Genomic DNA, 23,293 nt, shown 5'->3' on the forward strand with positions numbered 1-23,293 from the left:
GTGGCGGCGGAGCCCCGGAGCCGCCGGTCGGACAATCCAGTGATCCGATCGGGGGATAAGCCCGCCGCGCTCCGCCGGGTCCGCCCCGCGCGCTGAACTACGCTCGGAAGCGCCCGTGCGGAGCCCCCCGCGGGATCGGCTCGTGCGCAGGTGGACGGGAGCGTGGCCCGTGACGGATCAGGCGGTGGGGGGTCCCCCCGGACGCGGTCTGGGGGAGGGTCTCCCCGGACACGGTCGGGTCGAGGGCGCCCCCGGACGCGGTCTGGTGGACGGTCTCCCCGGACGCGGTCCCGGGGGCGGTGCTCCCGGACGGGGTCCGGGCGAGAGTTCCCCCGGACGCGGTCCCCGGGAGGCCGGCGCCCCGCGGTTCTACGGCCGCCAGCGGGAGCTCAAGGCCCTGCGCGCCGACATCGAACGCACCGGCCTCGACACCCTCACCGGCCGCAAGGCCCCGCGCGCACGGGTCCTGCTGATCGCCGGCAAGCCCGGCTCCGGGCGCACCGCCCTCGCCGAGGAGCTCGTCGCGGGGCTCGCCGCCGACTACCCCGACGGGGTCTTCCGGGTCCGGCTCACCGAACCCGGCGGCGACCCCGTCCCCACCGGCCGCGCCGCCCAGGAACTGCTCGCCGCCCTCGGCGTCGCCGAGCCCCCGGGCGCCGCCGCCGACGAGCTCGCCTCCCTGGTCCGCGCCGCCTTCGCCGGGCGCCGGGCGCTGCTCCTGATCGACGACGCCGTCGACGCCGAGCAGGTCGACCCGCTGCTCCCGGACAACCCCGACAGCCTCGTCGTCGGCGTCGCCCGCGGCCCGCTCACCGGCATCCCGGACGTGCGGCCCTGCACCCTCGGCGGCCTCGACGCCAAGTCGGCCATCGAACTGCTCACCTCCTACACCGGCTCGGTCCGGGTCACCGTCGACCCGCAGGCCGCCGAGAGCCTGGCCGAGGAGTGCGGCGGACTGCCCGGCGCCCTCGTGCTGGCCGGCGGCTGGCTCGCCGCCCGGCCCAAGGCCTCCGTCGCCGACCTCGGCAAACGGCTGCGCGCGCTCAGCGGCGACCCGGTCACCCGCGCCTTCACCCTCGTCCACGCCTCGCTGCCGGGGCCCGCCGCGCGGATACTGCGACACCTGTGCCTCGCCCCGCTCGGCCGGGCCGACGCGCACACCGCCTCCGCGCTGGCCGGCTGCTCGGTCTCCGCCGCGGCCACCACCCTCGCCGACTTCGCCGCGACCGGGCTCGTCCGGGAGGTGCCCGGCGGGGACGGCCAGTACGAGCTGCCCGCGCACCTCGTCCCGCTGCTGCGCGCCCAGGTGGAGGAGTGCGACCGGCCCGCCGAGACACAGCTCGCCCGGGCCCGGATGCTGGAGCGGACCGTGCGGCTCCTCCAGTCGGGGCGGGCGACCACCGAACCCGAGGGCTCCCCGGCCCGCCGCCGGCTGGCCGGACTGCCCCGCGCGCTGCGCTTCCCGAACGAGGCCACCGCCGCCGCCTGGCTGGAGAGCCGCCGCCCGGTGCTGCTCGCCGCCGCGCGCCTCGCCGTCGCCGACGGGGAGCTGGACACCCTGGCGCGCCGGCTGATCGCCGCCCTGGTGCGGGCGCTGGCCGCGCACCGGGGTGCCGAGGCGGCGGCCCCCGACCTCTACGGGCTGCACCGGCTGGTGCTGGACGTCGCCGAGCGGCGGGGGCTGCACCGGGAGCGGGCCGCGGCGCTGCTGAACCTGGCGGACCTGGACGCGCGCACCGGACGCACCCAGGACGCATTGCTGCGATATCGGTCGGCTTTGGAGGCCGGAAGAGAAGCAAATGATCCGTACGCGGTGGGTCGCGCAATGGAATCCGTAGGTGGGGCCTACCAGGAGCTGGGAGACTGGTACCGGGCCGGCGACTGGTACGGCAGGGCGCTGGCCCAGCGGCTGGCCCGGGACGAGCGCGCCGACCAGGCCCGCCTCTACGGCCGGCTCGGCGCGGTGCACACCTACGCGGGCCGCTACGGCGAGGCGCTGCGCAGCTGGCGTGCCGCCGCGGCGGGCTATCGCAGGCTGGCCGATCTCCCGGGCCACGCACGGGCGTTGAGCGAGGCGGCCCGGGTCCAGGAGTACGCGGGCCGCCCCGAGGAGTGCCTGCGCACCTGCGAGGAGGCGGTCGAGTGGGCCCGCCGCGCCAAGGACGTACGGCTCCAGGCCGCGCTCCAGCTCCGGCTGGCGGACACCCTGGACCGGCTCGGCGACCCGGCGGCGGCGCGACTGCACAGGTCGGCGGCGGAGAGGCTGCTGGGAACCGAGGCTTCCGCCTACGAAATCCGTAGTGCTTCTGTCGAAGATTAGTACTTTGAAAGGCTAGACAGCGGGAACTCCTTCATTAGACTGGGTGAGCCGCGTTCGGTCGCGGTCTGTGCCGGTGCGCCGCAGTGCATCCGGGTATGTATGGCTATGCCGGACTTTGTCCGGTGCCGCCAGCGCCACAGTCACCCCCGTATTCACCCTGATTCAAGGACCGTGATCGACGATGAAGGTCGGCATCCCCCGCGAGGTCAAGAACAACGAGTTCCGCGTGGCCATCACCCCCGCGGGTGTCCACGAGCTCGTCCGCAACGGCCACCAGGTCTTCGTCGAGCAGAACGCCGGTGTCGGCTCCTCGATCACGGACGCGGAGTACGTCTCGGCCGGCGCCGAGATCCTCGCCACCGCCGACGAGGTCTGGGCCACCGCCGACCTGCTGCTCAAGGTCAAGGAGCCCATCGCGGAGGAGTACCACCGCCTCCGCAAGGACCAGACCCTCTTCACCTACCTGCACCTCGCCGCCTCCCGCGAGTGCACGGACGCCCTCCTCGAGTCCGGCACCACCGCCATCGCCTACGAGACGGTCGAGACCGCCAACCGCGCGCTCCCGCTGCTCGCCCCGATGTCCGAGGTCGCGGGCCGGCTGGCCCCGCAGGTCGGCGCCTACCACCTGATGCGCTCGGTCGGCGGCCGCGGCGTGCTCCCCGGCGGCGTCCCCGGCACCCACCCGGGCGAGTGCGTGGTCATCGGCGGCGGCGTCTCCGGCTGGAACGCCGTGCAGATCGCCATCGGCCTGGGCTTCCACGTGACCCTGCTCGACCGCGACATCAACAAGCTGCGCGAGGCCGACAAGATCTTCGGCACGAAGGTCAAGACGATCGTCTCCAACGCCTTCGAGCTGGAGAAGGCCGTCGTCGAGGCGGACCTCGTCGTCGGCGCCGTCCTCATCCCGGGTGCCAAGGCCCCGAAGCTGGTCACCAACGAGCTCGTCGCCAAGATGAAGCCCGGAAGTGTCCTTGTCGACATCGCGATCGACCAGGGCGGCTGCTTCGAGGACTCCCACCCGACCACCCACGCCGAGCCGACCTTCCAGGTCCACAACTCGGTCTTCTACTGCGTCGCCAACATGCCGGGCGCGGTTCCGAACACCTCCACCTACGCCCTCACCAACGCCACGATGCCCTACATCGTGTCGCTGGCGAACAACGGCTGGGTCGAGGCGCTGCGCCGTGACGCCGCCCTCGCCAAGGGCCTCAACACCCACGACGGCAAGGTCGTCTACAAGGAGGTGGCCGAGGCCCACGGTCTCGACCACGTCGAGCTGAGCAGCCTCCTGGGCTGACCCTCCCGTCGCTCCAGACAAGAGGAGAAACGGTCGGTCAACGCCTTCCGTCAACCTCACGCATCGGGCCGGACCTTGTCGAGCAAGGTCCGGCCCGTCGTGCGTCCGGCCACCGTCCGGCGGCCGGTCAACTCGCCTCGAACGTAACTCTTTAACCGTTTCGCGCACCCCTGAAACGTACGGTTCCATGCCTGCGCACCCTTGACAGCGGGGTGTTCGGTTGCCGACACATCGGGCCGGGTCCGGCGGATTGTGTTGCTGCGGACCGGTGACACGCCATAGAGTCGCCAACCGTCGGCATGGTGCCACGCTGACCTATCGATAAATGTTCCTGGTCACATCCAAGGAGGTAAGACGACTTGTGAATGAGTCGACATTTACTCCCGGGGGTGCGGAGTCAGGAGCCCCGATCGGCTCCGTCGCGGTGCGGGCCTTCGCGACGCACCAGCCCATGACGCCAGCCCATACGATGAAGATGACGGACGGCCTACACGTGAACGCCACGGCCGGCAACGAGATGGGCCGAGAGTCCACCCACTTCGCCGCCTTTGACGAGGTGCCCGAGGGGCACTTCTACGACCCCGACGCCGAGTACGAGCCCGACCCGGAGTACGCGGCCACCCTCGCACCCGACGCTGCCCGCCAGCGCCGCGAGCGGATCGGCCCCACCGGACGGCCGCTGCCGTACTTCCCGATCCCGGGCCCGCTGACCGACCACGGTCCCGCGAAGATCATCGCGATGTGCAACCAGAAGGGCGGCGTCGGCAAGACCACGTCGACCATCAACCTGGGCGCCGCGCTCGCGGAGTACGGCCGGCGGGTGCTGCTCGTCGACTTCGACCCGCAGGGAGCCCTGTCGGTCGGCCTCGGCGTGAACCCGATGGAGCTCGACCTCACCGTCTACAACCTGCTCATGGAGCGGGGCATGTCGGCGGACGAGGTGCTGCTCAAGACCGCGGTCCCCAACATGGACCTGCTCCCGAGCAACATCGACCTCTCCGCCGCCGAGGTGCAGCTGGTCTCCGAGGTCGCGCGCGAGTCGACGCTCCAGCGGGCGCTCAAGCCGCTGATGAACGACTACGACTACATCGTGATCGACTGTCAGCCCTCGCTCGGCCTGCTGACCGTGAACGCCCTGACGGCCGCTCACAAGGTCATCGTGCCGCTGGAGTGCGAGTTCTTCGCGCTGCGCGGTGTGGCCCTGCTGACCGAGACGATCGAGAAGGTCCAGGAGCGGCTCAACCCGGACCTGGAGCTCGACGGCATCCTCGCCACGATGTACGACTCGCGGACGGTGCACTCGCGCGAGGTCCTCGCGCGCGTCGTCGAGGCCTTCGACGACCACGTGTACCACACGGTGATCGGCCGGACCGTGCGCTTCCCGGAGACCACGGTCGCCGGCGAGCCCATCACCACGTACGCCTCCAACTCCGTGGGTGCCGCCGCCTACCGTCAGCTCGCCAGGGAGGTGCTCGCCCGGTGTCACGCCGAGTGAGTCTGCCCGGCGCCGACGAACTGTTCCGTACGACCGGCGGGATGGCGCTCCAGGCGTCCACGCCGCGCCGGGCCGTCCCGGCACCGGCGGGCGAGAGCGACACGGCGGCCTCAGAAGGAGGGGCTGGAGGGGCTGGAGGGGCCGGCGGGGCCGGCGGTGCGGAGCACGCCGCCGCGGACTCCGAGGCCGCCGAGCCGCGCGCCCGCGGGGCGGAGCCGGAGGCCTCGGCCCCCGCTCCGGCGAAGGCTCCGGCCGCCGCGCAGGCGGCCGCCCGCCGCCGGGCGCGCGCCGCCAGCCGGCGGCCCAGCGGGCGCGAGCGCCACGACGAGAAGATCACGGTCTACGTCTCCGCCGAGGAGCTGATGGACCTGGAGCACGCGCGCCTGGTGCTGCGCGGCGAGCACGGCCTGGCGGTCGACCGGGGCCGGATCGTCCGCGAGGCGGTCGCGGTGGTCCTGGCGGACCTGGAGTCCCGCGGCGACGCGAGCATCCTCGTCCGCCGTCTGCGGGGCCGCTGACGGTAGCCTGCGGGCTCCCGCACCCCCGTTCCACCAGGACCCCCGATGCCCCGCCCCCCTGACGAAACGTCCCGCCCGCCCCACCCCCGCCGTCTCCTGGGCCACGGCCCGGGGTCCCGGCCCCCCGTCACCCCGCCCGAGCCGGCCGCCTGGCCGCCCTCCGGGGAACCGGACGAACCCGCCGCCCCGGACGCGCTGCGGGGCCCGGGGGAGCCGCACACGGGCCCGGAGCGCGCCGAGGAGGCCGCAGGGTCCCCCGTACACCCGGAGGACGCGGCGGAGGCCGTGAAGACGCCGCAGAGCGCGTCGGAGGACGCGGCGGAGGCCGTGGAGGTCCCTGAGGACGCGCCGGAGGCTGTGGAGGCGCCCGTACCGCCCGAGGGGGCCGAAGGCGCCGCCGTGAGGCCCGTCGCCGCCGGGCCCGCTCCCGTACGGCCGGAGGCGGCCGAGCCCGCTCGCGTACGGTCCGAGGCGGCCGAGCCCGCTCCCGTACGGTCCGAGGCGGCCAGACCTGGCCCCGTGCCGTCCCCCGCCCCGTCCGAGCCGCCGTCCGGCGACGGGCGGTTCACCGTGCGGCTCGACAACTTCGAGGGGCCGTTCGACCTGCTGCTCCAGCTCATCTCCCGGCACCGCCTCGATGTCACGGAGGTCGCGCTCTCCAAGGTCACCGACGAGTTCATGGCGCACATCCGGGCCATGGGTCCCGACTGGGACCTCGACCAGACCACCGAGTTCCTGGTTGTCGCCGCCACGCTGCTCGACCTCAAGGCCGCCCGGCTGCTGCCCGCCGCCGAGGTGGAGGACGAGGCCGACCTCGCCCTCCTGGAGGCGCGGGACCTGCTCTTCGCGCGGCTGCTGCAGTACCGCGCGTACAAGAGGATCGCCGAGATCTTCGCCGAGCGCTGGGAGGGCGAGGGCCGCCGGTACCCCCGGACCGTGGGCCTGGAGCCGCACCACGCGGAGCTGCTGCCCGAGGTCGTCATCTCCATCGGCGCCGAGCGCTTCGCCGCCCTCGCGGTCAAGGCCATGCGGCCGAAGGCCGAGCCGACCGTGTACGTGGACCACATCCACGCGCCCCTCGTCAGCGTCCGCGAACAGGCGGGCGTCGTCGTCGCCCTGCTGCGCGAGCGCGGGGTGCTGACCTTCCGGGAGCTGGTGGCGGGCGCCGAGGACACGCTGACCGTCGTCGCGCGCTTCCTCGCCCTCCTGGAGCTCTACCGCGAGAAGGCCGTCGCCCTCGACCAGGAGACCGCCCTGGGGGATCTCACCGTCTCCTGGACGGGCGGCGGGACGGACCCGGCGGGGGCCGTCACCGACGAGTTCGACCAGGAAGCCCGCGTAGCCCGCGACGACCAGGAGGCCGCCCGATGAGCGAACTCGCCCTCAAGCCCGCGCTCGAAGCCGTCCTCATGGTCGTCGACGAGCCCGCCACCGAGGCCCACCTGGCCAAGGTGCTCGACCGCGCCCCGCGCGAGGTCGCGGACGCCCTGCGCGAGCTCGCCGACGAGTACACGGCCCAGGGCCGCGGTTTCGAGCTCCGGGTCGTCGCCGGCGGCTGGCGCTTCTACACCCGCGCCGCCTACGCGCCCGCCGTCGAGGCCTTCGTCCTGGACGGGCAGCAGGCCCGGCTCACCCAGGCGGCCCTGGAGACCCTGGCGGTCGTCGCGTACCGCCAGCCGGTCAGCCGTTCGAGGGTCTCCGCGGTCCGCGGCGTGAACTGCGACGGCGTCATGCGCACCCTGCTCCAGCGCGGTCTGGTGGAGGAGGCGGGCACGGAACCCGAAACAGGTGCGATCCTGTACAGGACGACGAACTACTTCCTGGAGCGGATGGGCCTGCGCGGCCTGGACGAGCTCCCGGAGCTCGCGCCCTTCCTCCCCGAGGCGGAAGCGGTCGAGCCGGACTCCCTGGAGGGCGTGCCGTCGTTCGATCCCGACGCAGACGAGACTACGGAAGACTGATGCGAAGCAGCGGCAGGAACAGCAGCGGAAACAACGGCGGGAGCCGTGGTGGCAACAGCGGCAGCCGCGGCGGCAGCAGCGGTGGCGGCTACCGGGGCGGCTCCGGCGGCTCCGGTGGCGGTGGCCGGGGTGGCTCCGGCAGCAGCGGTGGCGGCTACCGGGGTGGCTCCGGCGGCTCCGGCGGTGGCGGCGGCTACCGGGGTGGCTCCAGCGGCTCCGGTGGCTCCGGCGGCGGTGGCTACCGGGGTGGCTCCGGCAGCGGCGGCTCCGGCGGCGGCGGTGGCCGCGACGGGCAGAAGCGCTCGGTGAGCCCGCGCCGCCCCCGTCCCGAGGAGCGGAGCTACGACGTCGACGGCCTCGCCGGGCGTCCCTCCGACGGCCAGCGCCGCGGGCGCGGCGACGCCGCGCGCGGTGGCGCGAAGGGCGGCCCCAAGCAGTCCCCGAACCGAGGCGGCGGGCGCACCGCCCCCGCGCGGTCGCGCGAGTACGAGACCCGCGCGGAGGAGCGCAACCGCGAGCGGTACGCGGGCAAGCCCGAGATCAAGACCCCGAAGACCTTCCCCGGCGCCGAGCAGGAGGGCGAGCGGCTCCAGAAGGTGCTCGCCCGCGCGGGCTACGGTTCGCGCCGCGCGTGCGAGGAGCTGATCGAGCAGGCGCGCGTCGAGGTCAACGGCGAGATCGTGCTGGAGCAGGGCCTGCGCGTCTCGGACAAGGACGAGATCCGGGTCGACGGCCTGACGGTCGCGACCCAGTCGTACCAGTTCTTCGCGCTGAACAAGCCGGCCGGCGTCGTCTCCACCATGGAGGACCCGGACGGGCGCCAGTGCCTCGGCGACTACGTCACCAACCGCGAGACGCGGCTCTTCCACGTCGGCCGGCTCGACACCGAGACCGAGGGCATCATCCTGCTCACCAACCACGGCGAGCTGGCCCACCGTCTCACCCACCCCAAGTACGGCGTGAAGAAGACCTACCTGGCCGCCATCACCGGCCCGCTGCCCCGCGAGGTCGGCAAGCGGCTGAAGGACGGCATCGAGCTGGAGGACGGCTACGCGCGCGCCGACCACTTCCGGGTCGTCGAGCAGACCGGCAAGAACTACCTGGTCGAGGTCGTGCTGCACGAGGGCCGCAAGCACATCGTGCGCCGGATGCTGGCCGAGGCCGGCTTCCCGGTCGAGAAGCTGGTCCGCACCGCCTTCGGCCCGATCGGCCTGGGCGACCAGAAGTCGGGCTGGCTGCGCCGCCTGAGCAACACCGAGGTCGGGATGCTGATGAAGGAGGTCGGTCTCTAGGACCGGCCGTCCTCCGGGGACCCCGCGAGAGGCCCGTGACCGCGCCGCGGTCACGGGCCTCCGTGCGTCCGGCCCGCTCCGGCCGCCCCCGCGCACGAATTTCGTCCTTGTGTGCGAACGGCCCCAGGTTTATAGTCAGGGTGACTTTTAAAGGGTACGGGGGTGGGGAGGCGACCGCATGAAGCGTTACGGGCACGGCTTGGTCCTCGGCGCGTTCTGCCCGCCGCACGCCGCCCACCACCGGCTCGTCCGCACCGCCCACGAGCGCTGCGAGCGGCTCACCGTCCTCGTCCGGGGCTGCCCCGACGACCCGCTGCCGCTCGCCGAGCGGGTCGCCTGGATGCGCGAGATCCACCCCGAGGCCCTCGTCACCGGCACCACCGTCGAGGACCCGCTGCGCGCCGTCCGCGAGCCCGTCGACGCCGTCTTCACACCCGGCCGCCCCGCCGAGGACGTGCTGGGCGACCCCGCCGCCCACTGGGACCTCCTGGAGGCGCCCGTCCGCGCCGCGCTCACCCGGCGCGTGGTCGTCCTCGGCGCCGGTCACACCGGCACCACCACCCTGGTCCGCGCCCTCACCGCCCACTACCGCGCGCGCGGCGGCGTCTGGGCCCGCACCCGGTACGTCCCCGAGTACGCGCCGGAGTACCGGGCCGCCCGCGACGGCGCCCCGCTGCGCTCCGGCGACTTCCCGCTCATCGCGCTGGGCCAGGCCGAGCGCGAGGAGGAGCGGGCCCGGGACGGCTCCCCTGTCCTCTTCTGCGACACCGACGCCTTCACCGTCACCATCCGGCACGAGACCCACCTGGGCACCCGCAGCGCCGACACCGGCGAGATCGCCGCCCGCGCCCGCCACCACCTGTGGCTGCTCACCGACCACCGGGGCGTCGACGCCCCGGTTGCCCCAGTGGTCCCGGTGGTCCCGGTGGTCCCGGTGGCCCCAGTGGTCCCTGGCGACCCCGGCGATCCCACCCGACCCGCCGACCCCGGGGCAGCCGAGGCCGCCGCCCGGCTGCGGGACTGGGCCACCGCCCGGCTGCTCACCCAGCTCACCCGCACCGGCCGCCCCACCGCCGTCCTCACCGGACCCCACGAGGAACGCCTGGCCGCGGCCGTCGCCGCCGTGGACGCCCTGCTCGCCGCGCCCCTGGAGCGCCGATGACCACGGCCCACCCGGCCCTGGACGGCTACGACCCCCGCGCCTTCGAGCCCTTCGCCCTCACCGCCGACCTCGCCGTGCTCACCGTCCGGGGCGGCCGGCTGCACGTCCTGCTCGTCGAGCGCGGCCAGGAGCCCTACGCCGGGAGCTGGGCGCTGCCCGGAGGCTTCGTGCGGCCCGAGGAGTCGGCCGAGCTCGCCGCCCGCCGCGAACTGGCCGAGGAGACCGGCCTGTCCGGCGCCGTCGCCGCCCGGCTCCACCTGGAGCAGCTGCGCACCTACAGTGACCCGGACCGTGACCCCCGGATGCGGGTGGTCTCCGTCGCCTTCGCCGCCCTCGTGCCCGACCTGCCCGAGCCGCGCGGCGGCGGGGACGCGGCCCAGGCCCGCTGGCTGCCGTACGAGTCGGCCCGCGGGCTCGCCTTCGACCACGACCGGATCCTCGCCGACGCCCGCGAGCGCGTCGGCGCCAAGCTGGAGTACACCTGCCTCGCCACCGCCTTCTGCCCGCCCGAGTTCACCCTCGGCGAGCTGCGGGAGGTGTACGAGACGGTCTGGGGCGTCCCGCTCGACCGCCCCAACTTCCGGCGCAAGGTCCTCGCCACCCCCGGCTTCGTCCGGCCCGTCGAGGCTCCGCCGCGCCGCACCGGCGGACGGGGGAAACCGGCCGCTCTCTACCGGGCGGGCGAGGCCACCGCGCTGCACCCGCCGCTGCTGCGACCGGAAGGACGAACCACGTGACCCGCACGACGAAGAAGGCCGCGACCGGGACGATGCTGGGGCTGGCGCTGGGGGACGCGCTGGGGTACCCCACCGAGTTCAACGACGTGCCCGCGATCCTCGCGAAGACCGGGCCGTGGCGCGAGATGGCACAGCCGGTGCGGGGCGGGCGCTCCTACATCACCGACGACACCCAGATGACCCTCGCCCTCGCGCGCGGCCTGCGCACCGCCCTGGACCGGGGTCCGCTCACCCCGCTGCGGCTCGCCCGGCCGGTCCGCGAGGAGTTCGTCGACTGGTACCACTCGCCCGAGAACAACCGCGCCCCCGGCAACACGTGCCTGCGGGCGTGCCACCTGCTCGACTCCGACCGCCCCTGGCAGGACGCCAGCCAGATCGACTCCAAGGGCTGCGGCGCCAACATGCGCGTCGCGCCCCTCGGCCTGCTGCCCGGCCTCAGCGACGAGCAGCGGTCCGGCGCCGCCCAGCTCCAGTCGGCGCTCACCCACGGGCACCCCACCGCGCTGGCCGCCTCCGACCTCACCGCCCACGCCGTGTGGCTGCTCGCGCGGGGCGTCGACCCGGTGGGGCTGGTCGGGCGGCTGCGCTCCTACGCGTACGAGAGCCGGGACCGCTACCACGAGCGCTGGCTCGGCGACCTGTGGACCCGCTCGCAGGACCCCGACGCCGCCCGCTTCGTACGGCGCGGCTGGGACGAGTGCCTCGCCGTGCTCGAACGGCTCGACGCCGTGCGGCGCACCGCCGACCCGGAGCTCGACCCCTGCGCGTACACCGGCGACGGCTGGGTCGCCGAGGAGGCCCTGGCCACCGGTCTGCTCTGCTTCCTGCTCTTCCCCGACGAGCCGCTCACCGCGCTGCGCCGGGCCGCCTGCACCCGGGGCGACTCCGACTCGATCGCCTGCCTCGCGGGCGCCTTCGCGGGCGCCCACCTCGGCGCGGACGCCTGGCCCGCCGACTGGGTCGGGCCGGTCGAGCACCGCGACGAGCTGCTGGCCTTCGGGGCGCTCTGGGACGACACCCTCTAGCCGGGCGGGCTCAGAGCGCCGACGCGCGGGCCCGGGTCAGGAAGTCCTCGACGCGGTCCCGGTCCGGGGCGGCCGGCAGCGGGCTGCCGTCGCGGGCGCGGTCGGCCTCGTCGGCGAGCCGGGCGATCCGGCGCTCGACCTCCGCCCAGGAGACCTCACCCCGCTTCACCGCCAGCAGCCGCTCCCGCTCCTCCTCGCCCACGTCGATCCGGAGCTCGCCGCTGCGCAGCAGGTCGCGGCAGCTCGTCAGCAGGCGCAGCAGGTGCATGGCGTGCTTCCAGCGCGGGGCGCCGTACTGGCGCACGTCCGCCTCCAGCTTGCGGCCCTGGCCCTGCGCGTACCGCACGAAGGAGGTGTGGGCCGCGCGGGACAGGAAGGCGCCGCGCAGCTCCAGCAGTTCGCGGCCGACGGCGTCCGCGTGCTCGACGAGGGGGGAGTGGAGGCACTCCAGGACGTTGGGGTTGCTGCGCAGCGCGAGCTCGCAGAACCGTTCCAGCTCCCAGCTGAACTGCTCCTCGGCCGGGCCGTCCACATGGGCCGGCGGCTTCTCGAAGCGCCAGAAGAGCGGGGTCGGGGCGAGATAGACGCCCCGCCGGTCGACGTCGCTGCCCTCGGTCGCCAGACCGAACGCGCGCGACCCCATGACACACGAGTAGACCGTGTGGTCGCGGACCAGCTCTTCGGGGGTGAGGGGGGCCAGGGCGGCGGCCGGATGAGTCATGCGCGCCAGGCTAGGCCAGCGTGATGGCGCCCGCCGACACATTAATCGGCTCCTCGGGCAGCGGGCGGGGCGCGGGACCGGCCGCCACGGTGCCGTCGGCGACGCGGTACTTCGAGCCGTGGCAGGGGCAGTCGATGGTGCCGTCGGCGACCCGGTCGACCAGGCAGCCCTGATGGGTGCAGACCGCCGAGAAGGCCTTGAAGACGCCCGCCGACGGCTGGGTGACCACGACCTTCGCGTCCTTGAAGACGGTGCCGCCGCCGACCGGGATGTCCGCGGTCCGGGCGAGCGGCCCCGCCGAGGACGTGCCGCCCGTGCCGCCGTCACCGCCGCCCGAGCCGCCTCCGCAGCCGGAGACGGCGGAGACGGCGGCCAGGGCGGCGCCGCCGGCGAACAGCGCGGAACGGCGGGGGAGGGAGTCTGCGGTCATACGGCCAGGGTGGCCGGGCGCCGCCCGCCCGCGCGGCGACACGCCTACGCCCAGGGCGCCAGCTCCCTCGCACGGCCGTCGGCGTCCCGCCGCACCTCCAGGACGCCCGTCACCGCCGCCCGCTCGACCGGCCCGTACACGTGCGGGAAGAGCCGGTCCTCCGAGCCCTCCCAGCGGACCTCGCCGGAGAGCAGCGCCGGGTCGATCACCAGCACCAGGAGCGGGCCGGCCACGTCCCGGTAGTGGGCGTCGGCGATGGCCAGGGCGGCCGGCCCGTCCGGGGAGCAGTGGACGAAGCCCTCGGCCGCGAGGGAGGGCGGGGCGTAGGGGAGCGAGGGATCGGCGGACCATGCGTCCAGCGGTACGACGTGCAGCAGCATCCGACAGTTGTACCCCGCCGCACCGTGCGCCGGACCGCTACCCCGAGTGGCGGAACGCACCGGTACGGGCGAGATTGGGCGTGTTCCCCTCGGGCCCTCCTCGAACGAAAGGCACCCCCCATGGCGGGAAACGATCTCGGCAGTCTGCTCGGCGGTCTCCTCGGCGGCGGCCAGGGCGGCGGCTCCGGCGGCGGCGCGGGCAACCTCCTCGGCGCCCTCCTCGGCGCGCTCGGCGGCGGCCAGAGCGGGGGCGGAGGCGGCGGAGGCGGCTCCAATCCGCTCGGCGGGCTCCTCGACATGCTGGCCAGGTCCGGCCTCGCCGACCAGGCCCAGTCCTGGATCGGCACCGGCCAGAACCAGGCCGTCAGCGGCGCCCAGATCGCCGAGGCCCTCCCCGACGACGCCCTGCTGCGGGCCGCCGAGCAGGCCGGGGTGAGCCCCCAGGAGGCCGCCGACCAGCTCGCCCAGGCGCTGCCCCAGGCCGTCGACAAGCTGACGCCCGGCGGCGACCTGCCCCAGGCGGGCACCTCGCTGGAGGACCTGATCCGGCAGCAGAACCTCTGAACCGTCTCGAAGGGCGGGCGCGCCGCGACGGTGCTCCGGGCGGCTGACTAGGCTGACCGGAGCACCGGCACAGGCGAGAAGGGGTGACGGGACCGTGGACGTTCCCCTGATCCGCGCCCGGGAGCTCGACGTCCAGGGCGCCACGCCCCGGGTCGTCCGGCTCCTCGCGCACGCCGAGCCGGCGCCGCCCACGTCCCGGATCGCGCACGTCCACCTCGGCGCCGCGGCCACCCTGCGCAAGGACATCGCCCAGTGAGAACCGCGCTCGTCATCGGAACCGGCCTGATCGGCACCTCGGCGGCGCTCGCCCTCGCCGGCCGGGGCATCCGCGTCCACCTGCGCGACCACGACCCCTCCCGCGCCAGCACCGCCGCCGCGCTCGGCGCCGGCACGGACGAGGCCCCCGAGGGCCCGGTGGACCTCGTCGTCGTCGCCGTACCCCCCGCGCACACCGCGGGCACCCTCGCCGGGGCCATGCGCGCCGGGCTCGGCCGCGGCTACATCGACGTGGCCAGCGTGAAGGGCGGCCCCAAGCGGGAGCTGGAGGAGCTCGGCCTCGACCTCACCGCGTACATAGGGACGCACCCGATGTCCGGCAAGGAGCGCTCCGGGCCGCTCGCCGCCACCGCCGACCTCTTCGAGGGCCGCCCCTGGGTGCTCACCCCGGGCCGGGACACCGACACCGAGGTCCTCAACCTCGCCCTGGAGCTCGTCGCGCTCTGCCGGGCCGTCCCCGTCGTCATGGACGCCGACGCCCACGACCGCGCCGTCGCCCTCGTCTCGCACACCCCGCAGCTGGTGTCCTCGATGGTCGCGGCGCGCCTGGAGCGGGCCGACGAGACCGCCGTGCGCCTCTGCGGCCAGGGCATCCGCGACGTCACCCGGATCGCGGCCTCCGACCCGCGCATGTGGGTCGAGATCCTGTCCGCCAACCCGGGCCCCGTCGCCGACGTCCTCGCGGGCGTGGCGGCCGACCTGGACGAGACGGTACGGGCGCTGCGCGCCCTGGAGTCCGGCGACGACGCCAAGCGCCGGGCCGGGGCCTCCGGCGTCGAGGACGTGCTGCGCCGCGGCAACGCCGGCCGCTCCCGCGTCCCCGGCAAGCACGGTGCCGCCCCCACCTCGTACGAGACGGTCGTCGTGCTCATCAGCGACCAGCCCGGCGAGCTGGCCCGGATCTTCGCCGACGCCGGCCGCGCGGGCGTCAACGTCGAGGACGTGCGCATCGAGCACGCCACCGGCCAGCAGGCGGGCCTGGTCCAGCTCATGGTCGAGCCCTCGGCGGCCCCCGCCCTGGCGGAGGCGCTGCGCGAGCGGGGCTGGGCGCTGCGGACCGGCTGAGCCGGGCTCCCCGGGGCCCCGCGAGGGCTCCGGGGCCCGCTGGGCCGAACGGGGGCGGGGGACTCGGTAACCTTGTGGGGGTCCCCGCACGTCCGCCGGGGCCTCCCGCTCACCCAGGAAGGCGTTCCCCACCGTGGAAACCGTGATCGTCGCCATCGACGGCCCCTCCGGCACGGGCAAGTCGAGCACCTCGAAGGCGGTGGCCGCCAAGCTGGGGCTGAGCTACCTCGACACCGGCGCCCAGTACCGGGCCATCACCTGGTGGATGATCAGCAACGGCGTCGACGTCCAGGACGCCGAGGCCGTCGCCAACGCCGCCGCCAAGCCCGTCATCGTCTCCGGCACCGACCCGGCCCGGCCCACCATCACCGTCGACGGCCTCGACGCGGCCGGGCCGATCCGCACCGAGGAGGTCACCTCCAAGGTCAGCGCCGTCAGCGCCGTCCCCGAGGTGCGCGCCCTGATCACGGAGCTCCAGCGGTCCATCGCCAAGGGGGCCGAGCACGGCATCGTGGTCGAGGGCCGGGACATCGGCACCACCGTCCTGCCCGACGCCGACCTCAAGATCTTCCTCACCGCCTCCCCGGAGGCCCGCGCCGCCCGCCGCTCCGGCGAGGTCAAGGGCGCCGACGTGCACGCCACCAGGGAAGCCCTGATCAAGCGGGACGCGGCCGACTCCAGCCGCAAGACGTCCCCGCTCGCCAAGGCCGAGGACGCCGTCGAGGTCGACACCACCGAGCTCACGCTCGACCAGGTCATCGAGTGCGTCGTCACCCTGGTGGACGAGAAGCGGACGGCCGCCAAGTGACCGAGCCCTCCGGGAAGGGCGCCGCCGTCGGCCGCGGCATCGGCATCGGGCTGATGTACGGCTTCTGGAGACCGCGCGTCCTCGGCGCCTGGCGGGTACCGGCCTCCGGTCCCGTCATCCTCGCCGTCAACCACGCGCACAACCTCGACGGCCCCATGCTCATGGGCACCGCCCCGCGCCCCGTGCACTTCCTCATCAAGAAGGAGGCGTTCGTCGGGCCGCTGGGCACCTTCCTTGAGGGCATCGGCCAGCTCAAGGTCGACCGGGACAGCACGGACCGCGCCGCCATCGGCAACGCCCTCGCCGTCCTGGAGCACGGCGGCGTCCTCGGGATCTTCCCCGAGGGCACCCGGGGCGAGGGCGACTTCGCCTCGCTGCGCTCCGGGCTCGCCTACTTCGCCGTCCGCAGCGGCGCCCCGATCGTCCCGGTCGCGGTCCTCGGCAGCACCGAGCGGCCCGGACGGCTGGTCAAGGCGCTGCCCCGGCTGCGCAGCCGGGTGGACGTCGTCTTCGGCGACGCCTTCGACGCGGGCGACGGAAGCGGCCGGCGCACCCGCAAGGCACTGGACGAGGCGACCTTCCGGATCCAGGAACGCCTCACCGACCACCTGAAAAACGCCAGGCGCCTCACCGGGCGCTGAGCGACACTCTCAGTAGTGGGCCCCGCCGCCCGGGGACCCACCGACCACGAATGATCAAGGAACGGACTTCATGAACGACCAGCACGACCACGGGGCACTTGGCGACGCCGAGTACGCGGAGTTCATGGAGCTCGCCGCGGAAGAGGGCTTCGACGTCGAGGACGTCGAGGGCGCGATCGAGGAGGCCGGGCACGGCCCGCTCCCCGTCCTCGCCGTCGTCGGCCGTCCCAATGTCGGCAAGTCGACCCTGGTGAACCGGATCATCGGCCGCCGCGAGGCCGTCGTCGAGGACAAGCCGGGCGTCACCCGCGACCGCGTCACCTACGAGGCCGAGTGGGCCGGCCGCCGCTTCAAGGTCGTCGACACCGGCGGCTGGGAGCAGGACGTCCTCGGCATCGACGCCTCCGTCGCCGCCCAGGCGGAGTACGCCATCGAGGCCTCCGACGCCTGCCTCTTCGTCGTGGACGCCACCGTCGGCGCCACCGACACCGACGAGGCCGTCGTCAGGCTGCTGCGCCGCTCCGGCAAGCCGGTCGTCCTCGCCGCCAACAAGGTGGACGGCCAGTCCGGCGAGGCCGACGCCACCGCCCTGTGGTCCCTCGGCCTCGGTGAGCCCTACCCGGTCTCCTCGCTGCACGGCCGCGGCACCGGCGACCTCCTGGACGCCGTCCTGGAGGCCCTGCCCGAGGCCCCCGAGCAGCGCTTCGGCAACGCCATCGGCGGCCCGCGCCGGATCGCCCTGATCGGGCGCCCGAACGTCGGCAAGTCCTCCCTGCTCAACAAGGTCGCCAACGAGGACCGCGTGGTCGTCAACGAGCTCGCGGGCACCACCCGCGACCCGGTCGACGAGCTGATCGTGCTCGGCGGCAAGACCTGGAAGTTCGTCGACACGGCCGGCATCCGCAAGAAGGTGCACCTCCAGGAGGGCGCGGACTACTACGCCTCCCTGCGCACGGCCGCCGCCGTCGAGAAGGCCGAGGTGGCCGTCATCCTCATCGACACCACCGACCACATCTCCGTCCAGGACCAGCGCATCATCACGATGGCGGTCGAGTCGGGCCGCGCCATCGTCATCGCCTACAACAAGTGGGACGAGCTCGACGAGGAGCGCCGCTACTACCTGGAGCGCGAGATCGAGACCGAGATGCAGCAGGTCTCCTGGGCGCCCCGGGTGAACGTCTCCGCCAAGACCGGCCGCCACATGGACAAGCTGGTCCCGGCCATCGAGACCGCCATCGCCGGCTGGGAGACCCGCGTCCCCACCGGCCGGCTGAACGCCTTCCTCGGCGAGATCGTCGCGGCCCACCCGCACCCGATCCGCGGCGGCAAGCAGCCCCGCATCCTCTTCGGCACCCAGGCCGGCACCAAGCCGCCGCGCTTCGTGCTCTTCGCCTCCGGCTTCCTGGAGGCCGGCTACCGCCGCTTCGTCGAGCGCCGGCTGCGCGAGGAGTTCGGCTTCGAGGGCACCCCGATCCACATCTCGGTGCGGGTCCGCGAGAAGCGCGGCAAGAACGCCAAGGCGAGCAAGAAGCAGTAGGGCCCGGATGGGCGAACGGTGAACGGCGGAGGGCCGGGGCGATCGCGCCCCGGCCCTCCGCCGTCCGTCCCGGCGTCCCCGCCGTCCGCTACATGCCGGCCCGGGGCCCCGGTGGCAGCGCGTATGCCGACCAGCCCGTATGCCGGTGCTGCCCGTGGTGGCCCTGGCCGTACGCCTGCCCGTACCCGCCCGCCCCGAAGGCGCGGAAGGCCAGCTCCTCCTCGCCGCTGCGGTCGCCCGGCAGCGTGCGGAAGGTACGGCGGTACTCGGAGTACAGGGCGTCGTAGATCGGCGTCGCCGACTGGCCCGCCGACACGTCCTGCGCCGGACGCATGGACGGGATCGGACTCGGATACTGCTGGCGGAAAGGGTCGTATGGGTGCACGTAGGTGCCAACGACCCCGCCGTCCGTGAGATGCGGGCGCCCCTCGGAAAGAGGAGCCCGCCTCGGCCGAGGCACCGCCGGCACGCGCGCCGGCCCTATGGCCGGCCGGTCCTCCCTCACGTGCCCGCCAGCGGCATGGCGGCGGCCACCAGACGCCCGTTCGCCGCGGCCTTCTCCAGGGCGTCCCGGAGCAGGTCCTCGCGCGGCTGCTGCCCGATCGAGCCGACCGGCGCGGCGAACACCAGCACCGTGTGCGACTTGTTGGCGGCGGCCCGCCAGCCCTCGGTGACCTGGAGCGGCTGGTGCGCCTGCCACCAGGCGGCCTGACCGGCGCCGCCGGGGCCCGGCTGGAGCACCGAGTGCAGCTGGCCCATGGCCACCAGCACCGACCAGCCCGGCAGCGGGGCCGGCTTCACGTTCATGTCCGACACCGGCTGGAAGCCCTGCTCCGCCAGCAGCGGCAGGAACTCGTCCACCAGCCCCTCCGAGCCGGGCCGGGCCACCGGGGCGGTCGGCTCCACGACCAGCGCCGGGTGCAGCTCGCCCTCGATCAGCACCAGGCCGCTGGTGACGCCCAGCACCGCCTGCTCCGGGTGGGCCACGGCCAGCGAGTCGGCGGCGTCGGCCGCCGCGATGGACGCCACCGCGCCCTGGAGCTGCGCCTCCTCGACCCGGACGACCTGGGACGGGATGCAGCTGGCGTGGGCGAAGGCGAGGACGGCGGTCTCGTCGCCGACGAACAGCACGGTGCTGGTGCGCTCCTGCTCGGAATCGCCCGGCGTACGGCAGGAGGTGCAGTCGTAGCTGCCCGGGGCGTTGTCGCCGGCGAGCAGCCGGTCGGCTTCTTCGTCGCCGATCTCGGCGCGTACGTCCTCGCTGACGTCGAGCAGTCGCGGCACGGGGGGCTCCCTGGAACTCGGTACGGGCGACGGCCGGGCGGTTCCCGGGCGTCTCATGCCGACTTCAACGGGCAAGGCTCGGCCGGGGTCACGCGCGGGCGCCCGGCAACTTGCGTGACGCCGACCGGGTGGGATGTGAACGGTGTTCCGCGCGGCACCGGCCGGGCCGCCTCGGCACGTGCCTAGCCTGCGCCGATGTCGAAGATCCGATATGCGACGGCCGGTGCCGTCCTGGCCGCCGCGCTCCTCGTCCCGGGGACGGTCGCCGACACCGCGGCGGCGGCACCCTCGCCGGTCGAGGCGTGCGTACAGGACCAGTGGCCGTGGGGCTGCGTCGCCGAGTGCGAGAGCGGCGGGCGCTGGGCGGCGAACACCGGCAACGGCTTCTACGGCGGGCTCCAGTTCTGGCCGCCGACCTGGCGCGAGTTCGGCGGCACCCGCTACGCCCGGCGCGCCGACCTCGCCACCCGCGCGCAGCAGATCTCCGTCGCCGAGGACGTCCTGCGGGTCCAGGGCTGGAGCGCCTGGCCGGTCTGCTCCAAGCGGTACGGGCTGAGCGGGCGCGCGCACGTGGTGCAGCCCGGCGACACCCTCAGCTCGATCGCCCGCCGCTTCGCCGTGAAGGGCGGCTGGGAGGCGCTGTACGCGGCGAACCGCGCGGCGGTCGGGGACGACCCGGACCGGCTGATGACGGGCACCCTGCTGCGGCTGCCGTAGCGCCGGGCGCCGGGCCGGGAGCGCCGCCCGACACGTCGACTTTCTTGCGCTGTGCACCGGATCGGCACACTCTGGAAGTACAGGTCCCGGTTGCCGCGACGCGCTTCCGATACGCGGCTCACCGCCCACCCCTCCGGCGGTGGGCCGCTCCGCGCCGGGCACAGTACAGTCGCCCCGACCACGCACTTGACCGGGGGGAACCGGCAGCTTCATGCGCATCTCTTTCCTGCTCCACAACGGCTACCACATCGGCGGCACGATCCGGGCGACGTTCACGCTCGCCGCCGAGCTGGCGGCCCGTCACGAGGTGGAGATCGTCTCGGTGTTCCGGCACCGCGACGAGCCGATCCTCGGCCTCCCCTCGGGAGTGACGCTGCGTCACCTCGTCGACCTGCGGAAGAAGAGCCCGGGGTACGACGGGGAGCACCCCGACTTCCGGCGGCCCGCCCGGGTGTTCCCGCGCGGGGACGGGCGCTGGAAGCAGTACAGCGCCCTCACCGACACAAGGATCGGCGCGCACCTGGCCTCGGTCGAGGCCGACGTGCTGGTCGCCACCCGGCCGGGCCTCAACGTGCAGCTGGTCCGCCAGGCCCCGCGCGGGCCGGTGCTCGTGGGGCAGGAGCACCTGATCCTCGACGGGCACGCCTACCGGCTGCGCCGCGACATCGCGCACGAGTACGCGCTGCTGGACGCCGTCACCACCGTCACCGAGGCCGACGCCCGCGCCTACCGGGCGCTCGGCCTGCCCGGTGTCCGCGTCGACGCCGTCCCGAACAGCGTGCCCGTGCCGGCCGTGCCGCCCGCCGACCCCGCCGCCAAGGTGGTCGTCGCGGCCGGGCGGCTCACCCCGGTCAAGCGGTACGACCTGCTGATCGACGCCTTCGCCGACGTGGCCGCCGCGCGCCCCGACTGGAAGCTGCGCATCTACGGCACCGGCGACGCCTCCGACAACCTGAGGAAGACGCTGGCCCGGCAGATCGAGCGCCGCTCCCTCGGCGGGCACGTCTTCCTGATGGGCACCGCGCATCCGATGGAGCCGGAGTGGGCCAAGGGCTCGCTCGCCGCCGTCACCTCCCGGCGCGAGTCCTTCGGCATGACCATCGTCGAGGCCATGCGCTGCGGCCTGCCGGTCGTCTCCACCGACTGCCCGCACGGCCCCGGCGAGATCATCGAGGACGGCGTCGACGGGCGGCTGGTCCCCGTCGACGACACCGCGGCGGTCGCCGCCGCGCTGCTGGCGCTCATCAACGACGACGAGGGGCGGGCCCGCGCGGCGAAGGCGGCGCTGGCCTCCGCCGAGCGCTACGACCCGGCCCGGATCGCCGCCCGCCACGAGGCGATCTGGACCGAACTCGCCGCCGCGCCCGCCGCCCGCCCCCGCGCCCACGGGCGGGCCGGGGCGGCCGCGCACCGCGCCGTCGGCAGCGTCCTCGACGCGGTCTACGGGGCGAAGGCCCGCGCGGGCCGGCTGGTCCGCCGCCTGCGCTGACGCGACCGGCCCCCGGCCCCGTACCGGCGTCCCCGGCCCCGCACTCGCCCCGTACTCGCCCCGGACCGCCCCGGATCGCGGACCGTGGCTGTCCGCGAGGGCTGGCAGACTCGGCCGCATGTTGGAGACCTCCGCGCGGCTGCTGCGTCTGCTCTCGTTGCTCCAGGCCCACCGGGAATGGTCCGGGGCCGATCTCGCCGAGCGGCTCGGCGTGACCTCCCGGACCGTGCGCCGGGACGTCGACCGGCTGCGCGAGCTCGGCTACCCGGTGAACGCCACGCCCGGCACCGGCGGCGGCTACCAGCTCGGGCCGGGCGCCGAGCTGCCGCCGCTGCTGCTCGACGACGAGGAGGCGGTCGCCGTCGCCGTCGGCCTGCGGGCCGCCGCGGGCCAGGGCGTCGAGGGCATCGGCGAGAGCTCGGTGCGCGCGCTCGCCAAGCTGGAGCAGGTGCTGCCGGGCCGGCTGCGGCGCCGGGTGAGCGCCCTGACCGCGTACACCGTCCCGATGCTGCGCACCCCGCGCGACCGGATCGACCCGGCGGTGCTCACCGAGCTCGCGCACGCCTGCCGGGACGCCGAGCGGCTGCGCTTCGCGTACCGCGACCACGGCGGGGCCACCACCCGCAGGACCGTCGAGCCGCACCGGCTGGTGTGCAGCGAGCGCCGCTGGTATCTGGTGGCCTGGGACGTCGACCGGGACGACTGGCGCACCTTCCGGGCCGACCGGATCGAGCCGAAGCCGCCGCACGGCCCCCGCTTCCCGCCCCGCGAGCCGCCCGCCGAGGACCTGGCCGCCTATGTCTCGAAGGGCGTGTCCACGGCGGTGTACGCGACGGAGGCGACGGTCCGGCTGCACGTGCCGCTCGCCGAGGCGGCGGGGGTGGTCGGGCCGGCCGACGGGGTCCTGACACCCGACGGGGACGCCGCCTGCCTGCTGCGCACCGGCGCCCACAGCCTGGAGGTGATGGTCGTCCACGTCTCGATGATGGGCCTGGAGTTCGAGGTGGTGGACCCGCCGGAGCTGGCCGACCGGGTCCGGGTGCTCAGGGACCGGCTGTCCCGGGCCCTCGACCGGCCGGGAGCCGCTCCGGCGGCCGACGCGTGAGTGTGTGCGCGGTGCGCGGGAATTGTGAAAGCCGCCCATGTGGGCGGATGCCCCGGAATTCCCGGCGGAGGGGGTCGCGGGGGAATTCCGGAGAAGGGCCGATAAAAGCCGGATGAGCAGCCGGAAACCGTCCGTGCGAACGATCGGGTCCCTGTCAAACATATGTCGAGAACCTGTGACACAAGCGTGACCGGCAAGGGACTAACGTGAGCTGTATGACACCCGAACACGCACCCGAAACGTATGTGGGGCTCGGCGCCGACACCGCCGAGCGGATCGCCCGGAACAGGGGCTGGCGCGTCGTCCGGCGCCTGCCGCCGGGCTCCATCGTGACCATGGAGTACCTGGCCGGGCGCATCAACTTCGAGGTCGAGGACGAGGTCGTCACCCGCGCCTGGCTCGGCTGACGCGCGCGGCGCCACCATGACGGAGGACCCCCGCCGGGATCGGCGGGGGCCCTCCGTCATGG

Annotated in this window: 24 protein-coding genes and 1 pseudogene; 20 read left to right on the forward strand and 5 right to left on the reverse strand. The window is 74.5% G+C overall.

Annotation, left to right across the window (positions count from 1 at the left end; genetic code table 11):
* Positions 1-265 precede the first annotated feature (265 nt).
* The 10 genes from ACZ6J5_RS22745 to ACZ6J5_RS22790 all read left to right on the forward strand — a co-directional run bounded on the left by ACZ6J5_RS22745 (position 266) and on the right by ACZ6J5_RS22790 (position 11,807).
* On the forward strand, positions 266-2,320 hold the full coding sequence (locus ACZ6J5_RS22745; RefSeq protein WP_469394257.1) for an AAA family ATPase: 2,055 nt from the start codon (positions 266-268) through the stop codon (positions 2,318-2,320).
* 181 nt (positions 2,321-2,501) lie between these two features.
* Positions 2,502-3,617: an alanine dehydrogenase gene (ald, locus tag ACZ6J5_RS22750; protein ID WP_469394259.1), complete on the forward strand. Its 1,116-nt coding sequence runs from the start codon at positions 2,502-2,504 to the stop codon at positions 3,615-3,617.
* A gap of 469 nt (positions 3,618-4,086) precedes the next feature.
* Entirely contained in the window at positions 4,087-5,112 is a 1,026-nt protein-coding gene (locus tag ACZ6J5_RS22755; RefSeq protein WP_046909525.1) for a ParA family protein, read from the forward strand.
* On the forward strand, positions 5,109-5,630 hold the full coding sequence (locus ACZ6J5_RS22760) for a hypothetical protein (RefSeq protein ID WP_469394738.1): 522 nt from the start codon (positions 5,109-5,111) through the stop codon (positions 5,628-5,630). Before ACZ6J5_RS22755 ends, ACZ6J5_RS22760 begins: the two co-directional genes overlap by 4 nt.
* Before the next feature lie 45 nt (positions 5,631-5,675).
* Complete coding sequence (locus ACZ6J5_RS22765; RefSeq protein WP_469394261.1) at positions 5,676-7,001, forward strand: segregation and condensation protein A; 1,326 nt, start codon at positions 5,676-5,678, stop codon at positions 6,999-7,001.
* On the forward strand, positions 6,998-7,591 hold the full coding sequence (scpB, locus tag ACZ6J5_RS22770) for an SMC-Scp complex subunit ScpB (RefSeq protein ID WP_469394263.1): 594 nt from the start codon (positions 6,998-7,000) through the stop codon (positions 7,589-7,591). The genes ACZ6J5_RS22765 and scpB overlap by 4 nt, the downstream gene beginning before the upstream one ends.
* Positions 7,591-8,883 (forward strand): pseudouridine synthase, encoded by a 1,293-nt coding sequence (locus ACZ6J5_RS22775; RefSeq protein WP_469394265.1) that lies wholly within the window; start codon positions 7,591-7,593, stop codon positions 8,881-8,883. The genes scpB and ACZ6J5_RS22775 overlap by 1 nt, the downstream gene beginning before the upstream one ends.
* Before the next feature lie 178 nt (positions 8,884-9,061).
* Positions 9,062-10,045 carry an AAA family ATPase gene (locus ACZ6J5_RS22780; RefSeq protein WP_469394267.1) on the forward strand — a complete coding sequence of 328 codons (984 nt, stop codon included), beginning with the start codon at positions 9,062-9,064 and terminating at the stop codon, positions 10,043-10,045.
* Entirely contained in the window at positions 10,042-10,782 is a 741-nt protein-coding gene (locus ACZ6J5_RS22785; protein ID WP_469394269.1) for an NUDIX hydrolase, read from the forward strand. The genes ACZ6J5_RS22780 and ACZ6J5_RS22785 overlap by 4 nt, the downstream gene beginning before the upstream one ends.
* A 32-nt stretch (positions 10,783-10,814) precedes the next feature.
* The gene (locus ACZ6J5_RS22790; protein WP_469394739.1) at positions 10,815-11,807 is read left to right on the forward strand and encodes an ADP-ribosylglycohydrolase family protein; all 993 of its coding nucleotides are present in this window, start codon (positions 10,815-10,817) and stop codon (positions 11,805-11,807) included.
* A 10-nt stretch (positions 11,808-11,817) separates the two neighbouring features.
* Here the strand turns inward: ACZ6J5_RS22790 and ACZ6J5_RS22795 are convergent, their stop codons facing one another.
* Genes ACZ6J5_RS22795 through ACZ6J5_RS22805 form a run of 3 tightly spaced genes read right to left on the reverse strand, consistent with a single transcriptional unit; the run spans position 11,818 to position 13,338 of the window.
* A complete protein-coding gene (locus ACZ6J5_RS22795; protein WP_469394271.1) occupies positions 11,818-12,528 on the reverse strand; it encodes a nucleotidyltransferase domain-containing protein in 711 nt (236 codons plus the stop codon).
* A gap of 10 nt (positions 12,529-12,538) precedes the next feature.
* Positions 12,539-12,958: a Rieske (2Fe-2S) protein gene (locus ACZ6J5_RS22800; RefSeq protein WP_469394273.1), complete on the reverse strand. Its 420-nt coding sequence runs from the start codon at positions 12,956-12,958 to the stop codon at positions 12,539-12,541.
* 44 nt (positions 12,959-13,002) lie between these two features.
* On the reverse strand, positions 13,003-13,338 hold the full coding sequence (locus ACZ6J5_RS22805; RefSeq protein ID WP_469394275.1) for a DUF952 domain-containing protein: 336 nt from the start codon (positions 13,336-13,338) through the stop codon (positions 13,003-13,005).
* A gap of 120 nt (positions 13,339-13,458) precedes the next feature.
* Here ACZ6J5_RS22805 and ACZ6J5_RS22810 point away from each other — a divergent pair, with 120 nt between their 5' ends.
* The 6 genes and pseudogenes from ACZ6J5_RS22810 to der all read left to right on the forward strand — a co-directional run bounded on the left by ACZ6J5_RS22810 (position 13,459) and on the right by der (position 18,229).
* Positions 13,459-13,902 carry a YidB family protein gene (locus ACZ6J5_RS22810; protein ID WP_469394277.1) on the forward strand — a complete coding sequence of 148 codons (444 nt, stop codon included), beginning with the start codon at positions 13,459-13,461 and terminating at the stop codon, positions 13,900-13,902.
* A gap of 64 nt (positions 13,903-13,966) precedes the next feature.
* Positions 13,967-14,158 (forward strand): annotated as a pseudogene (locus ACZ6J5_RS22815) (chorismate mutase); the annotation flags it as partial.
* Complete coding sequence (locus ACZ6J5_RS22820) at positions 14,155-15,243, forward strand: prephenate dehydrogenase (protein WP_469394279.1); 1,089 nt, start codon at positions 14,155-14,157, stop codon at positions 15,241-15,243. The pseudogene ACZ6J5_RS22815 and the gene ACZ6J5_RS22820, both read left to right, overlap by 4 nt.
* A gap of 133 nt (positions 15,244-15,376) precedes the next feature.
* On the forward strand, positions 15,377-16,051 hold the full coding sequence (gene cmk / locus ACZ6J5_RS22825; protein WP_469394281.1) for a (d)CMP kinase: 675 nt from the start codon (positions 15,377-15,379) through the stop codon (positions 16,049-16,051).
* Complete coding sequence (locus ACZ6J5_RS22830) at positions 16,048-16,692, forward strand: lysophospholipid acyltransferase family protein (protein WP_469394283.1); 645 nt, start codon at positions 16,048-16,050, stop codon at positions 16,690-16,692. Before cmk ends, ACZ6J5_RS22830 begins: the two co-directional genes overlap by 4 nt.
* Positions 16,693-16,762: 70 nt before the next feature.
* Positions 16,763-18,229, forward strand: coding sequence for a ribosome biogenesis GTPase Der (gene der / locus ACZ6J5_RS22835; RefSeq protein WP_469394285.1), 1,467 nt, complete (start codon positions 16,763-16,765; stop codon positions 18,227-18,229).
* Between the two features lie 88 nt (positions 18,230-18,317).
* Here the strand turns inward: der and ACZ6J5_RS22840 are convergent, their stop codons facing one another.
* Together ACZ6J5_RS22840 and ACZ6J5_RS22845 are read right to left on the reverse strand one after the other, a co-directional pair.
* Entirely contained in the window at positions 18,318-18,563 is a 246-nt protein-coding gene (locus ACZ6J5_RS22840) for a hypothetical protein (RefSeq protein WP_469394287.1), read from the reverse strand.
* A gap of 167 nt (positions 18,564-18,730) precedes the next feature.
* The gene (locus ACZ6J5_RS22845) at positions 18,731-19,513 is read right to left on the reverse strand and encodes a hypothetical protein (RefSeq protein ID WP_469394289.1); all 783 of its coding nucleotides are present in this window, start codon (positions 19,511-19,513) and stop codon (positions 18,731-18,733) included.
* 195 nt (positions 19,514-19,708) lie between these two features.
* On the opposite strand from ACZ6J5_RS22845, the gene ACZ6J5_RS22850 reads away from it, so the two are divergent.
* The 4 genes from ACZ6J5_RS22850 to ACZ6J5_RS22865 all read left to right on the forward strand — a co-directional run bounded on the left by ACZ6J5_RS22850 (position 19,709) and on the right by ACZ6J5_RS22865 (position 23,231).
* The gene (locus ACZ6J5_RS22850; protein ID WP_469394291.1) at positions 19,709-20,230 is read left to right on the forward strand and encodes a LysM peptidoglycan-binding domain-containing protein; all 522 of its coding nucleotides are present in this window, start codon (positions 19,709-19,711) and stop codon (positions 20,228-20,230) included.
* Positions 20,231-20,441: 211 nt separating this feature from the next.
* Entirely contained in the window at positions 20,442-21,719 is a 1,278-nt protein-coding gene (locus tag ACZ6J5_RS22855) for a glycosyltransferase (protein WP_469394293.1), read from the forward strand.
* A gap of 118 nt (positions 21,720-21,837) precedes the next feature.
* A complete protein-coding gene (locus ACZ6J5_RS22860) occupies positions 21,838-22,824 on the forward strand; it encodes a helix-turn-helix transcriptional regulator (RefSeq protein ID WP_469394295.1) in 987 nt (328 codons plus the stop codon).
* A gap of 215 nt (positions 22,825-23,039) precedes the next feature.
* On the forward strand, positions 23,040-23,231 hold the full coding sequence (locus ACZ6J5_RS22865) for an I78 family peptidase inhibitor (RefSeq protein ID WP_469394297.1): 192 nt from the start codon (positions 23,040-23,042) through the stop codon (positions 23,229-23,231).
* Positions 23,232-23,293 lie beyond the last annotated feature (62 nt).

The organism is Streptomyces sp. NPDC042100, from assembly GCF_055582325.1.